Here is a 14,895-nt window from a genome sequence, read left to right as displayed (position 1 = left end):
CAGGAAAGGGAGGTAATATGCTTACCCGTGAAGATATGCTCAATGGCGCATTTGTCAGAGCGCATGAAACGCTGCTCCCGGCACACATGCGCTGGGACGCTGAAAAAATACGGGCATCAATGTACTCCACTCTGGAGGAGCGCCCGATAGGCGCTCCTGTGTGGATATTTGCCTACGGGTCATTGATGTGGAATCCCGCGCTGGCGATTGAAGAAATGCAACGGGCCCGTCTGAAAGGATGGCAGCGCAGTTTCTGTATCCGGCTGATATCCGGACGAGCCACCCCTGATATCCCCGGCAGAATGTTATCTCTTGACGAGGGTGGAATAACCGAAGGTATGGCGTTCAGACTGCCGGAATCGACTCTGATACATGAGTTGGAGATGGTCTGGACGCGAGAGATGATTACCGGTCTGTACCGTCCTGTCTGGGCTGAAATTTCGCTCGGAAACGGTGAGGAAATTCAGGCGCTAGCTTTCGTATCAGACAGATTGCATCCGCATTATGAACAGGACAATCTTACAGCGACCGTAGCGTCGAGCATCGCATCTGCCCGCGGAGACATTGGCACGAATGCAGATTATGTATGGAAACTGCAGGCCACTCTGGGTGCGTTGGGAATACGGGATGATTACGTGAGTGAACTGGCCCTTGCTCTGCATGAGGCTCCCTGTAACGATAAACTTCATCAGCGAGGCGCTTCACTATGAGCCATCTGAGCCACCTGCGAACGTTTCTTGAGGCCTATCGCTCTGGCTCCTTTTCAAAGGCGGCAGAGCTACTGGGCATCACTCAGCCCGCAGCGTCACTACATATCCAATCTCTTGAGACTCTGGTTGGTAAGCGTCTGTTCATCAGGCAGGCCAGAGGCGTGACGGCGACCGAAGCTGCGGATGAGCTTGCCCGCTCCGTTTCACCCTTCATTGACGGTCTGGAAGAAAAGCTATCGTCTTTCCGGTCAGGCCCTGTGCGCGGGGGAACAATTAATCTGGCAGGACCTCCGGATTTTATTCATTCCCGGCTTGGGGCTGTAATGGCTCCATTAATGAAGGAGGGGTATCGCCTGCGCTTTCATACCGGCAATAAACAACGTATTTATTCCCTTTTGCATGACGGGAGCGCCGATCTCGCAGTTACCGCATCTATGCCTGATAACCGTCTGTACGGCTATGCACATCTCCTGACTGAACGCATGCTCCTTGTTCATGCTCCCGCTATGTCAGAGGTCATAGGATCAGAACCTGGTGCTGAAACGCTTGCCTCATTACCGCTGATTGCTTATGACGAAGAGTTGCCACTGATTAGAGCGCTCTGGGCCTCCATGTTTCAGAAAGCCCCTGAGATGCAGGCTGCATTCACCATTCCGGATTTACGTATTATCCGCGACCTGGTCTGCGACGGACATGGATGGACGGTGTTACCGGATTATCACTGTGACAATGACCTGAAAAGCGGGCGTCTGATTTCAGTTACACCTGCAGATCTCGCCCCGACTAATCATCTTTATCTGGTTTGGAACAAAAGGACGGCTAATAACAGCCGAACCGCCTATGTTCGGGATTACATTCTTAAAGCGTTTCCGCGTTGATGTCTGAGGCGAATGATTGACGACGCGTATCATAAGTTACGTCTATCCGCTCCTGGCACTGAGCAGTCGTATGAGGAGGTACTGTTTTTCACGTGAAATTTGAATAGTTGAAGGCCATAAGTACGGATGATGAGAGACTTGAATAACCTGTGTGGTTTTGGAGTGGTTTTACCCCACTTGAAGCGTGATTTTTGGGGCATCTTTTGGAGCAGGGACATAAAAAGGGACACATTAATAGCTGCTATAACCCGCTATTAACTGTCCCAGTAATTGTTTATCGTAATGATTTATATGTTTTTTTTTGAGTTTTGAAATGATTGTATTTTGTTAATTTTGCAGAATGCTATTTACTCAGGCTGTGCGTCGGGCGAGTCACACCTGATTGTTAAACTGCGTGATGTTTTTACATTTCTACGCGCTGGAGTCACTTAAATAATTACACAGCAACTTCCATAAGTAATGAGCAGCCGGTGTAAAACGATGATCGGAGCTACGCAATACATGCCACTGACACTCTCTGGCAATATGATGATCAATCGGTATTGCCGTCAATTCCCCAGGATAAGAATTTGCATTAGCGGTTTGTTCTGTCATAAAAGCAATCCCCAGTCCCGCACGGCACAGGGCTATTGCGCTGGTAAACAAATTACAGCAGTAGGATGGCCTGAACATAATCGCTTCATCGCGAAACATCGCAGTGAGATATCGCTGAAGCCCAAAATTGTCATGCATAGCAATCAGGCGATGCCGGGAAAGTTCCTGAAGCGTTACTTTCTTTAAATCAGAAATAACATGATCCTTCCTGACAATGGCACAAATGGCTCCCCGGTTATAGCTATATCGTTTAAGTGCCGGTTGCCCAACGGGACCAAATCCTACGGCCATATCCACTTCACCTCTTGCAATGAGTTCCATCGATGTTTCCATGTTGCCAGAAGTGATATCGACAAACACATTCGGGTAGATTTGGGCAAAATCGCTCACGACGTGGGTAATGATTTCCTGGACCATCCCTTGTCCAACGCGCAGCGTAACGGTCCCTCCACGCATATGGCGCATATCGCTGAGTTGCCGCTCAAGTTCATTGCGTTTTTGTTGAGTAATGGCGTAGTCATCAGCCAGTAATCTTCCTGCCTCGGTGAGGACAACGTTACGTCCTCTTTTCTCCAACAATGGCAGCTGTATTGTTCTTTCCAGAAGAGAGATTTGGCGACTGACAACCGAGGGGTTAAAGCCAAGGATGTCGGCGGCTCTGCGGATCCCACCGTACAATCCGACCATATATAAATAACGGATCGCTTTTTCTGGATAGGTGCTCAATGTCATGTTTTTGCCATTATTGTTGACCTGAAGGCAACAATAATAGCATAGGAACCTGATTCTTTTTCAACCGGGATTCATTACATACTAATGCTAAATACCTATACAGAGAGTGTGGCAATGAAGAGCGTTGTTAATTACTTACAGAAACATACTGACCTTATCATGGAAGATATCAGCGATTTGGTACTGGCTGAGTCTCCTTCAACGGATAAAGCTGCTGTTGACCACTGTGGTGACGTTTTAAAAGCTATTTTCGAAAAGCGTCTGGGTATACAGGCTGAAACTGAAAAACAGACACATTACGGTAACCAGTTAAAATTTATTCTGGGAAAAGAGGGCCCGCAAACCACAATTTTGGGGCATTTTGATACGGTCTGGGATAAAGGGGTACTCTCACTTCGCGAAGAAGAGGGGAAATGGTATGGCCCGGGGATCCTCGATATGAAAGCCGGGATGATTCAGTCTATCTGGGCAGTTCGTGCGTTAAAAGAGAGCGGGCAGCTCGGCGGTAAGCGCATTGTTTTCCTGTGCAATAGTGATGAAGAACTCGGAAGTCCAAGTTCGAAGGAATGGATTATCCGTAATGCTACAGGATCTGAGCAAGTATTGGTTGTTGAACCGGCGACAACTCATGGTGATTTAAAAATTGCCCGTAAAGGCACTGGCCGCTACCGCATTGCTATCACAGGTCTTGCTGCGCATGCAGGCAATAATCCTGGTGAGGGGGTTAGTGCTATTGAGGAAATGGCTTTTCAGATCCTCAAATTGCGAGAGTTGAATGATCCTGAGCGCGGTACCACCGTTAACGTTGGTATTGTACGGGGTGGCAGTAGGGTCAATGTCGTCGCGGATTATGCCGAATTAGAAATTGATACCAGAGTGGAAAATCAGTCAGAAGCTGCACGGATCCATGATGCTATCACCCGTTTGACACCTCATTTGCAGGGTAGCCAACTCAGGATTGAAGGAGGGCAAACTCGCCCACCGATGGAACGTTCTTCAGCTTCCGAACAGCTATTTGAAAAAGCGCAAAAGATTGCGGAAATACTGGGCATTACGATTACCGCGAAATCGGCTGGAGGTGGTAGTGATGGAAACTTCACCGCGGCGTTAGGTATTCCTACATTAGATGGCCTTGGTGCGACAGGAGCCGGTATCCATGCGCTCCATGAGCATATATTACCCGAAAATATCGTTACCAGAACCGCACTGGTTGCTGGAATGATGCTTAACGATATTAATTCTGATGATGGGGAAAAATTTTAGCTAAATACATCATGCACACTCAACGACATTATTGTTTGTTATCCTCATGTAACCACTGTGGCTATATGGATTATTAATATCTTGACGAGTAAATAACAGGACTTATCCATGAGTGCTTTTATTATTGCGATAGTTATTACTGTCGTTGCGGCTTGGTTAATTATCAAGAATTACCAGCCGCAAACTATTTTGCTGTTAGCGGGGCTTTCCTTGTTAACAATTACAGCCATTTTCTACCCTGAAAAAAGTATCTTATATGGAAATGCAAAATCCACAGGGTCTGTCTGGATTGATATATTTGCTTTTGTAAAAGGTTCATTATCAACGCAGGTAGCAGGGATCGGTTTGATTATTATGGCGGCCGGTGGTTTCGCCAGCTATATGGATCATATTAAAGCTTCAAAGGCCATGGTTGACGTCTGCATTAGGCCGCTGGAGGCTTTAAAAGCACCTTACCTGATCCTTGCCATCGGCTACATTTTTGCGCAATTGCTCCATGTTGCCATCTCCAGTGCTGCGGGCCTTGCAATGTTATTACTGGTGACATTTTTCCCGGTCTTGGTTCGACTTGGGGTAAGTAAGGCTGCTGCCGCGGCCATGATTGGCATGTGTGCCTTTATGGATCTTGGGCCGGCCGTTGGCACCGCGAACTTAGCTGCTGAATATGCTGGCATGGAAACAGCACTGTATTTTGCTCATTATCAGATGCCGGTAGCTGCGGCGGTGATGGTTGTCGTTTCTATATTAATCTATTTTACGGCGAAATATTTTGACAAAAAAGATGGACATGTTGTTGCGTCACAATGTGTTGTGCAACCCGAGAGTGCTGAAAAAGATGACGCGTCAGCACCTAAGTTCTACGGGTTATTGCCCATTTTTCCTGTCGTTCTGGTATTGGTGTTCAGTCCGTTGGTTGTTGATACCATTAAAGTCGATGTCGTGACTGCAATGGTTATCGGAACTATTGTCGCCTTTATTTTTGAGCTATGTGTAAAACGAAACTTTAAAGAGTGCTGCAAGGGAGTACAAGTCTTCTTTAAAGGTATGGGGAGTATGTTTACCAGTATCGTTTCATTACTGGTATGCGCCGAAATTTTCGCACAGGGATTACAAAAAATTGGTGCAGTGGATTATTTACTCGATGCGACACATAACGCTGGCTTTGGTTTCACCAGCATGACGATTGTAATGGCATGTTTGGTTGGGGTAACGGCCGTACTGACAGGATCGGGGGTTGCAGCCTTCTTTTCATTTGCCGGTATGGCGCAGTCTATTGCAACAAAGTTTGGTATGAACGCCGTACATATGCTTCTGCCGATGCAACTGATGGCTGGGATGGGGCGCGCAATGTCGCCTGTAGCCGGTATTATTATTGCCGTCAGTAAATCGGGTGAGTGTTCCCCATTTATGATCGTGCGCAGAACGGTCATTCCGGCACTTGGTGGAATCATAACTATGCTAATCGCTAATACGCTAATTTCCAGTATGTAATAGTAACCGAATACGGAAGGTTTTTATCTGGATGAACACTATGTTAAATGAAAATGTAGATAATTTACTCTATATTCCTTACTCAGGTTCTGTTCTACTCGAATCTCCTCTTCTTAATAAAGGAAGTGGTTTTAGCGAAGAGGAACGAGTGATATTCAATCTGGAAGGATTGCTACCCAATGCAGTTGAAACAATTGAGGAGCAATCCCATCGAGCATATCGCCAGTTTAGCGATTTTAAGTCTGCTATTGCACAGCATATCTACCTTAGGAACATTCAGGACACTAACGAAACACTATTCTATTATCTGGTGAATAAACATTTAGCAGAAATGTTACCTATTATTTATACACCTGTTGTTGGCCATGCATGCGAACATTTTTCTGATATTTACCGTAGGGCCAGAGGGTTATTTATCGCATGGCCGGATCGCCATAAAATCGATGATATATTGCACAATGCCACGAAACAGCATATTCGTGTCATCGTCGTCACCGATGGTGAACGGATCTTGGGACTTGGGGATCAAGGTATTGGCGGCATGGGGATTCCAATCGGCAAACTGTCTTTGTATACCGTCTGCGGTGGTATAAATCCGGCAAATACATTACCCATTCTGCTGGATGTTGGAACCAATAATTCTCAACTGCTAAATGACCCTCTTTATATGGGATGGCGTCACCCAAGAATTACCGGGGAAGAATATTTTGAGTTTGTGGATATGTTCATAAACGCGGTTAAACGTCGATGGCCTGAGGTCCTACTGCAATTCGAGGATTTTGCTCAGCAAACGGCACTTCCTCTTCTGGAGCGATACAGAGATGAGATGTGCTGTTTTAATGACGACATCCAGGGAACTGCTGCCGTCGCGCTAGGATGTTTAATGGCGGCGAGCTCAGTCTCCGGTCGTTCATTATGCGAGCAAACAGTTGTATTTCTGGGGGCCGGATCGGCTGGTTGCGGTATTGCGGAGCATATTATTCAGCAGATGATCGCTGAAGGCTTGTCTGAAGTGGAAGCTCGCGCCAGAATTTTTATGGTGGATCGGTTCGGATTGTTGACTGATGACCAGGCAAACCTTCCACCTTTTCAGCGACAACTGTCACAGCCTCGAACGATCGTCGAAAGCTGGGGTGTGGAAAGCGAAAAAATGACGCTGATGGATGTTGTTTGTCACGCGCATCCTACGGCGTTGATAGGTGTTACCGGCCAACCAGGCTTGTTTAGCGAAGCTATTATTAGGGAAATGTACAAGTACTGTAAGCTCCCAATAATCATGCCGTTATCCAACCCAACTTCGCGGGTCGAGGCGAGGCCGGAAGATATTATTGAATGGACAGAGGGAAACGCCATTGTTGCAACGGGAAGTCCATTTAATCCCGTAATATACAAAGGGAAGGAGTATCCCGTTGCACAATGTAATAATGTTTACATCTTCCCTGGTATTGGTCTAGGGTGTCTGGCAAGCCGCGCCACACGAATTACAGAAAATATGTTAATAACGGCAAGCCGAACGTTAGCCTCTTTTTCGCCAATGAAAAGCAATAAAGATTCTCCATTATTACCGGATATAAATAATATTCAGGAGGTAACAAAGGCCATTGCCTTTAGTGTTGGTATTGCAGCGCAACGCGATGGCGTAGCCATTCGTATACCGGAGGAATCATTACGAGGCAAAATTGACGAGATTTTTTGGCATCCGCAGTATCGTCAATACAGACGGACCTCATACTGACGCTAATCAACCTCCTCTCTGGAGGGGGATTGACGCCACTCATCGATAGGGAGGTTGGATTTTGACACAATGCATCTTATTCTCAACGCAAGACACCCTTGCTGACCGATGGCGAAGGTCATGGGATATTAACCCGTTACTCAGGGAAGGCGGCAATGACAGATTATTGGTGGAAAGACCTGGTTGATCGTAATAACCAGTGGCAAGGGTTGGAACTGATCTTCAAAGAAAATCAAAGAACTGAGCCAGCGATGGAAATGCTCAGTGGCCATTTTGGGCGTATGGCATTGCAGCTCGCCGGAGAGCCGTTATTCTGGGCCTCAATGCTTGAAGATCATTCCGGCGTTTGGCTGGTTTTTAATGCAGATCATCCACGGAGCCAGGAGATATTACCTGCGGTAACTTCTGAAGATATTGAACGGATAAAAGCCAAAGGCGAGCAGGTGCGGATCGGCGAATGGTGCCGGTATTTTGTTCGTCAGTTAATGAATGCGCCAACACCATTACTCTCACCGCAGCGTTGGTTGATAAGACCGATGTTACCGATTCAATGTTCATCGCGCTATTCCAGTCCCCAACCCATTGCGTTAGAAAACTGGCGTTTCTCAGCGCCAGAAAGCACTGAAAATATTAACTGCCAGTGGACGCTGTACGGTGAAGATTTCCCAGATCTGACGCAGCCGGAAAACGTCAGATTGGTTGACTGGTGGTGGGGCGGTTATTTGCTGCGGGGGCGTTATGCCATTCAACCCAATACGGGGAGATTAAAATGGTGGCGTAAAAAATGCCGAGAGGGGACGTTGCCGCCGATACTGGTCTGGTATATCGCCGGATTAGGATCTTATGTGATCCTTGATGGGCATTATCGATTACAGGCGGCGATCGAAGAGCAGATCCCCCCTTTATTTCTGGTGTTGAGCGAGCTTAATGAAACGGAATATCCTGCCGATGCTGCCCATCAGGCGCGTATCGTTCAGTCGCTGGAAAAGCAGCTGGCTAACAACCCCAATTACAGTTTCAATGCGGTAAATCAGACGCTGATTAGTCTCTATGACAGACGATATCTTTACGCGTCAACGCATAGCCGCGCTACTCTCGGTGAGGGAACCCAATGGGCTACGGAGGTGGAACGTTATCTGCAAAAACATCATCTTGATGCGTATCGGGACAAGATTTTTCAGCGGGTTAAAGGAGATTGATTTTTACCCTACATTTTGTCGATATAACGCGAGCCAGCTTCTGATAACTCCCGGCGGTGGCATTCAGACGGGAGTTATCGTTACTTATCGCTCCTGTTGCAACTCGATATCAGAATACCGGCAAACCCAGTCCTTGCTTCACTTCTCTTAATGTCTGCTGCGTAATCTCGTGCGCCTGCTCGCTTCCTTTTTTGAGCATCGCCATCAGCATGCCTTTATCCTGAATGTAGGTTGCACGCCGCTCGCGCATTGGCGCGATGAGTTCTTGCAAGCACACTTCCAGCTCGTTTTTGCATGTCCGGTCACCCAGTCCACCCCGTTGGTAATGCGCTTTCATTTCCGCCACTTTTGCTTTATCCGGATGAAAAGCATCGAGGTAAGTGAATACCATATTTCCGTCTATTTGCCCTGGGTCGGACACTTTCAGATGATTAGGGTCGGTGTACATTGCGCTGACCGCGCGGTGAATGGTTTCTTCGCTGGCTGACAGGAGCAATGTGTTACCAAGCGATTTTGACATTTTGGCATTTCCGTCGATCCCTGGAAGGCGGCTGGTTTCACTCAGCAGCGCTTTGCAGTGCGATAAGACGGGGGCCGGTAACAGGCTATTCATCTTATGTACTATCTCATTAGTCTGTTCAATCATTGGCAACTGATCGTCGCCGACGGGAACGACTTCGGCTTTGAAGGCCGTAATATCTGCCGCCTGACTGATGGGATAAACCAGAAAACCAACCGGTAATGAGCGAGCGAACCCTTTCTGCGCAATTTCGTTTTTGACCGTAGGATTACGCTCCACGCGAGCCACGGTGACGATGTTCATATAAAGCGCGGTTAACTCTGCGAGAGCAGGCAGTGCCGATTGCAGACAGATGGTAGTAAGTGACGGGTCTATTCCTGCGGCAAGATAGTCGGCAAGTACTTCGGGAATATTGTTGCGGATCTTTTGCGGTGTGCTGCCGTTATCGGTTAACCCTTGTAGGTCAGCCACCAATATAAACTGCTGATAATCGTATTGCAGCGTGGCGCGCTGGCGCAATGACCCCACATAATGGCCAAGATGCAGCGGGCCGGTGGGACGATCGCCTGTGAGGATGATGGTTTTATTGTTCATGTCAGACTCCTTAGTCATAAAACCGAAAGGGGTCTCTAAATGCAAATAACCGCCTTTCGGCGGTTATTTAAAATGAGGAAAACACATTCTGACCGCCTTTAAGAAGGCAGCCACCACAGGTTGTGATTAAAACCGTTGATATCGTGTTTTGTGTTCATCCAATTAACATACCACCTGGCGTAGAGGTAAAGCAATGCCCGAAGTGCTGGCTCATATCAGCTCGCTTCCAGCATGCCAAAGCTCACAATGCGCGAACGACCTAACTCTTTCGCGCGGTACAGTGCAACATCTGCGGCGCGTAACAGGTTGTCGCTCTGGGCGTGCTGCGGGTAACTGGCGACGCCTATAGAGACATCCACGTGTCCAATATCGGAAACGCCAAAGCGCAGCGACAGTTCGCGTACGCCGTTGTAGATTTCCGTAGCAAAGCGGTTAGCGGCCTGTTCATCCGTATTGGCCAGCAGTACCAGAAACTCTTCACCGCCATAGCGGAAGGCCATGCCGCTGTCGTGGACAACGCGCTGAATAGTCGCAGCGATACTTTTGATTACGCTATCGCCTGCCTCATGGCCAAAGCGGTCATTAATACTTTTAAAATGATCGATATCGATCATCAGGCAACTGATCGGTTCTTTGTTACGCACTGCCTGGCTCATCTGGGTACGCAGTGTATCTTCAAGATGATGACGGTTGCGCAGTCCGGTTAGCGGATCGTAGAGCGCTTTCTCCAGCAGGGCGTCACGCAGACGCTGGTTGGCTAATGCGAGGCCGAGTGCTTCTGCCATCAGCTCCAGATATGCACGGGAGGGGGCGGAATCATCGCTAAGGTTCTGGAATGAGAGCAGGCCGATGGCTTCGCCCTGGGCAATCAGCGGGACGCACAGAGTGTGGTGCTGGCATGACTCTGGCAGATGGTAGCAGGCGATATCGGGTTCACCTTGTACCGGAGGATGACTCTGGCCGCGGCGCACAGCCCAGCATTCGTCCGGGTGGAACGCATCCGCTTTACCCTGCGGAGAAAGCCATTGTGCAACGCAGCGCATTTGCCAGGGTTCCTGGTCCAGTATGTAAAGCCGCCCGGCAATACCTGGAGCAATATTCGGTGCAAACAGCTCTGCCACATTGATGACATCGGCAAAACTCTCGCAACCCTGCAGACGTTGCGTCATGCGCGCCAGCAGATCGCGGATTGCCCAGTCGGCATCTCGCTCTTTCTCCAGTCTCTGACGCGCCAGACCGTTCTCGCGAAATATCCGGATCGCCTGTGCCATGTCGCCTATTTCATCTATCTGGTTAAAACTGGGCGTCTCAACGGCATAATCCTGCGATGCGAGACGGTTTACGACATCGCTCAAACGCACGACGGGGTGCAGGACGCGACGCTTTAAAATGAAACCGAGAACGAATAAAAACAGCAGCGCCGTCAGACCGACCATCACTTCAGAGGCCGTCCGCAGCATGCGGGATGACTGGGTTGCATCTTCAATCGTATTACGTACGCGGTTATCGAGCAGTTGGCGGAAATGATCTATCCGGTCCTGGGCGCGTTCCAGTTCCTGTTCATAGCTTTTCCCATAGAGCAGGGCAATAGCCTGCGACTCTTCTGCGCGCGCGATGCTGGCAAACGCCGCAGCTTGCTCGTCCTGCAGGGCATCAACAATCTGCAGCCCTTCGTGCAATAGCGCCAGCTCTTCATCCGTTGCTCCGAGGTCCTTGAGCTTCGACAGACGATGCTCAACAGCTTTCAGCGACGTTTCTTTCTGACGATAGGCGTCAAGCACCTCAGGATCTTTTGCAATAACATAGTCGCGTGCCAGGTCTGACAGCGACCAGGCATCGAGTTCGACTTCTTCGGTAAGTTGATCGAACTGATAACGCTGTTCTACCACCTGGCGTTCTGTGTTATCGGCGCTGGATGCCATCAGCATGACAACGCCTGAAGCGATGGTCAGGCATACCGTCGCGCTATAGGCCCAGTTGGTGATTGTGGCAATTCGCACTGATTAGTTCCTTCTGCGACGATTAATGAATACGCATGATTGCAATTATAGGAAACGCATGATTTTGCGTGAAAATAAAAAAGGCGGTCCCGAAACCGCCTTCTGTTATCGTCCTGCAATCATAAATCTGGAGGATTTTTTCCTTCTTCCATAAAGGCTTCGTCGATTCCTTCCACGTTACCTTCATGGTCACGCCCGGAAAACAGGTTCCAGCAGGTTATGAATAGTGCAGCAATCAGGGGGCCAATCACAAAGCCGTTAATGCCGTAGATCTCCATGCCGCCGAGAGTGGTAATCAAAATCAGATAGTCCGGCATTTTGGTGTCTTTACCTACCAGCAGCGGGCGCAGGATATTGTCCACCAGCCCAACGATAATCACGAAGAAGCCAACGATAAACAGCCCTTGCCATAGCTGGTGGGTGGCGAACAGGAATATTGCTGCAGGTACCCAGACGATCGCTGAGCCCACGGCAGGCACGAGCGAGAGAAACGCCATCAACGCCCCCCACAGAACGCTGCCGTCGATATCCACAATTGCAAACGCGATGCCGCCAAGAATACCCTGAACCAAAGCGACGACCGCCGTGCCCTTGACGGTTGCCCGCGTCACGCCGACGAATTTGGCAAACAGGTGCTGTTTGGCAAAATCAGAAAGGGGTAATGAGTCCAGAATCTGGCGCACCAGATACGGTCCATCCTTCAGTAAGAAGAACAGCAGATACAGCATGATGCCAAAACTGATAGCAAAGCCGAATGTCCCTTTCCCAATCAGAAATGCACTGCCAGCAAGGTACTGCCCGCCTTGCAGCACGACATCGGACAGTTTTTTCTGGATCTGCGCGACATCATCCAGATTGTGTTCTGCCAGAAATCCTCTGGCCCAATCAGGAAGGTACGAAAGAATAGAAGTGACGACTTCCGGGAACTGCGTGTCATTCTGTTGCAGTTTGGTGTATACCACGTTCAGTTCAATGGCCAACGATGACAGGATTACCATCAGCGGGATAAAGACAATCAGACAGATAATGACGATGGTAATCAACGATGCCAGCCCGTTGCGTTCGCCAAGCGCGCTACGCAGTCTGTTTTTTACCGGGTTAAAGATAGTCGTTAATATCGCGGCCCACAAAATGGCGGAAAAGTAGGGGGACAATACATCGAAGAACGCCCAGGTCACGAGGGCAAGTATGAAAATGAAGAAACCTTTAGTCAGTCCGTTAAATCGCATTAGTGAACCCTGTAATGAGAAGCAGTCCCGACTATAGAACCGTTCAGGGAATTTACCAACTTTAGCTGCAGATATTTAGAATAAAGATGTTGCACTAAGGCTACATTCTTATTGTCCTTGCTTCACTGGCGGGAGAGCTATCCTCGCCTCAGTTCAAACTTAATCTTAGACATATACGAATTCCTTCTTTTCAACGATACTCTTATGCTATGAGTTCAAATAAGCAGCGTTATTACAGCTCTTCAGGCAGATTCAAAATCAACATCGAATAATTTTTCGATATCCAAACTGCACCTTAATCAGTCCGGCGCATGGCAGACAGCCTCAATATTATGGCCATCAGGTGCAATGACAAATGCGGCATAGTAGTTTTCGCTATAGGAACGTAAGCCAGGTTCTCCGTTATCCTGGGCTCCTGTGCGCAAAGCAGCATTGTAAAATTCATCAACTTGCTGCCGGGTTTTTGCGACAAATGCCAGATGCAGAGGAGCCGGTTTGTCATTCGTGTGGAACAGACAAAGTGAAACATTATCGGAACCCATTTCAACACCGTAGCTTGGTGTGCCTTCATCGATGAGTTCTACGCCAAGTGGCTGAAGCGCGTTGAGAAAGAAAATTTTACTTTTTTCGTAATCACTTACACCGATTTTCACATGATCGAACATTCTTTATTCCTCATGAAGATATGAACAAATAAAGAGTATATAAAGAGATTGAAGTCGAATTCACTTAAGAACCTGTCAATGTGATGAACATCAATTTAGAGATCTATATATCTACAGTACCTGCCTTTGCTGTTTTAATTGGATTCTTTGATTGCCAGGTTTGTATCCCGCCTAAATATTCATTAGGAATGGCACGATTATGGGGGATACTTACACTTGCATCTATCAGTTCAACTCACAGCAGATAACTTACGCTATGATTTAATAGTGAAACCGTCATTTTTTCCCGAAAAGGGTCGTCAATTAACGAGGGGGTCGCTATGAACACTCAGCCTGTCATCGGGATTAGTGGATGTTTAACTGGTTCAGCCGTGCGATTCGACGGTGGGCATAAACGGATGGGGTTTGTGATGGACGACCTGGCTCAGTGGGTGACTTTCAAACCTGTCTGCCCAGAGATGTCCATCGGTTTGCCTGTACCACGTCCCGCGTTGCGTCTGGTTCAAACCGCCCAAGGGAATGTCCGCATCTGTTTTAGCCATGCGCCTGGTGAGGATGTAACCGATAAAATGTCCGATTTCACCAACTCATATCTTCAGGGACTTGGTGGCCTCTCGGGTTTTATCGTCTGTGCTAAATCACCGAGTTGCGGTATGGAAAGAGTGAGACTGTATGACGAGAAGGGAAATCGTGGGCGAAAAGAAGGGACTGGTCTGTTTACTGGCGCGTTAATGGAAACCTACCCGTGGTTGCCAGTCGAAGAAGATGGCCGCTTGCACGATCCAGTGCTGAGGGAGAACTTTGTCGAACGCGTGTTCGCATTGCATGAGCTTAATAGGCTGCGGGCCAATGGTCTTACTCGCCATGGCTTACTCAACTTTCACAGTCGCTATAAGCTTCAGCTTCTGGCTCATCACCAGGCCGGTTACCGGGAAATCGGCCCATTCGTTGCCTCGCTTCACCAGTGGGATGATTTGGACGCTTTTTTCGTTGTCTATCGTGAAAAGCTCATGACGATCCTCAAAAAGCCCGCCTCACGAAAAAATCACACCAACGTACTGATGCATATCCAGGGCTACTTCCGCGAACGGTTGAACTCCCGCCAGCGCGGAGAGTTACGTGACGTTATCCTCAACTATAGCGGTGGGCTGCTGCCAATATTGGCGCCTCTGACGCTACTCAAGCACTATCTGGCTGAATACCCAGACAGCTATCTGCTTACCCAGAACTATTTTGATCCTTATCCGAATGATTTAGCGCTACGGTTGATGATCAAATAGTCTGA

Annotated in this window: 12 protein-coding genes; 7 read left to right on the top strand and 5 right to left on the bottom strand. The window is 48.3% G+C overall.

All coding sequences use genetic code 11. The features are described 5' to 3' along the window. The first annotated feature begins 17 nt into the window (after positions 1-17). Positions 18-710: a gamma-glutamylcyclotransferase gene (locus OGX96_RS18725; RefSeq protein WP_267449876.1), complete on the top strand. Its 693-nt coding sequence runs from the start codon at positions 18-20 to the stop codon at positions 708-710. After that, a complete protein-coding gene (locus OGX96_RS18720) occupies positions 707-1,588 on the top strand; it encodes a LysR family transcriptional regulator (RefSeq protein WP_239606423.1) in 882 nt (293 codons plus the stop codon). The genes OGX96_RS18725 and OGX96_RS18720 overlap by 4 nt, the downstream gene beginning before the upstream one ends. Positions 1,589-1,999: 411 nt before the next feature. Here the strand turns inward: OGX96_RS18720 and OGX96_RS18715 are convergent, their stop codons facing one another. After that, positions 2,000-2,914: a LysR family transcriptional regulator gene (locus OGX96_RS18715; RefSeq protein ID WP_286583883.1), complete on the bottom strand. Its 915-nt coding sequence runs from the start codon at positions 2,912-2,914 to the stop codon at positions 2,000-2,002. Between the two features lie 114 nt (positions 2,915-3,028). Between OGX96_RS18715 and OGX96_RS18710 the strand changes: the two genes are divergently transcribed. From OGX96_RS18710 to OGX96_RS18695, 4 genes are all read left to right on the top strand, one after another. Then, on the top strand, positions 3,029-4,177 hold the full coding sequence (locus OGX96_RS18710; RefSeq protein ID WP_286583881.1) for a M20 family metallopeptidase: 1,149 nt from the start codon (positions 3,029-3,031) through the stop codon (positions 4,175-4,177). A gap of 108 nt (positions 4,178-4,285) precedes the next feature. Continuing rightward, complete coding sequence (gene dcuC, locus OGX96_RS18705; protein ID WP_286583879.1) at positions 4,286-5,668, top strand: C4-dicarboxylate transporter DcuC; 1,383 nt, start codon at positions 4,286-4,288, stop codon at positions 5,666-5,668. A 40-nt stretch (positions 5,669-5,708) separates the two neighbouring features. Continuing rightward, complete coding sequence (locus OGX96_RS18700; RefSeq protein WP_286583877.1) at positions 5,709-7,403, top strand: NAD-dependent malic enzyme; 1,695 nt, start codon at positions 5,709-5,711, stop codon at positions 7,401-7,403. Positions 7,404-7,558: 155 nt separating this feature from the next. Continuing rightward, entirely contained in the window at positions 7,559-8,602 is a 1,044-nt protein-coding gene (locus OGX96_RS18695) for a ParB/Srx family N-terminal domain-containing protein (RefSeq protein ID WP_149607185.1), read from the top strand. A 109-nt stretch (positions 8,603-8,711) separates the two neighbouring features. Here OGX96_RS18695 and trpS read toward each other — a convergent pair whose 3' ends face one another. The 4 genes from trpS to OGX96_RS18675 all read right to left on the bottom strand — a co-directional run bounded on the left by trpS (position 8,712) and on the right by OGX96_RS18675 (position 13,610). Then, positions 8,712-9,716, bottom strand: a complete 1,005-nt coding sequence (trpS, locus tag OGX96_RS18690) for a tryptophan--tRNA ligase (protein WP_286583874.1) — start codon at positions 9,714-9,716, stop codon at positions 8,712-8,714. 215 nt (positions 9,717-9,931) lie between these two features. Continuing rightward, positions 9,932-11,716 (bottom strand): diguanylate cyclase, encoded by a 1,785-nt coding sequence (locus OGX96_RS18685; RefSeq protein ID WP_286583872.1) that lies wholly within the window; start codon positions 11,714-11,716, stop codon positions 9,932-9,934. 119 nt (positions 11,717-11,835) lie between these two features. Beyond that, positions 11,836-12,945 (bottom strand): AI-2E family transporter, encoded by a 1,110-nt coding sequence (locus OGX96_RS18680; protein WP_003832733.1) that lies wholly within the window; start codon positions 12,943-12,945, stop codon positions 11,836-11,838. 299 nt (positions 12,946-13,244) lie between these two features. Then, positions 13,245-13,610, bottom strand: a complete 366-nt coding sequence (locus OGX96_RS18675) for a VOC family protein (RefSeq protein WP_057067224.1) — start codon at positions 13,608-13,610, stop codon at positions 13,245-13,247. 320 nt (positions 13,611-13,930) lie between these two features. Here OGX96_RS18675 and OGX96_RS18670 point away from each other — a divergent pair, with 320 nt between their 5' ends. Then, positions 13,931-14,890 carry a YbgA family protein gene (locus OGX96_RS18670; protein ID WP_008784653.1) on the top strand — a complete coding sequence of 320 codons (960 nt, stop codon included), beginning with the start codon at positions 13,931-13,933 and terminating at the stop codon, positions 14,888-14,890. Positions 14,891-14,895 lie beyond the last annotated feature (5 nt).

Origin of the sequence: Citrobacter sp. Cpo100 (assembly GCF_030332595.1) — a bacterium.
Taxonomy (GTDB): Bacteria; Pseudomonadota; Gammaproteobacteria; order Enterobacterales; family Enterobacteriaceae; genus Citrobacter; species Citrobacter portucalensis.
The sequence above is the reverse complement of the archived record's forward strand: the minus strand, read 5'-3'. Positions and strand labels throughout refer to the sequence as shown.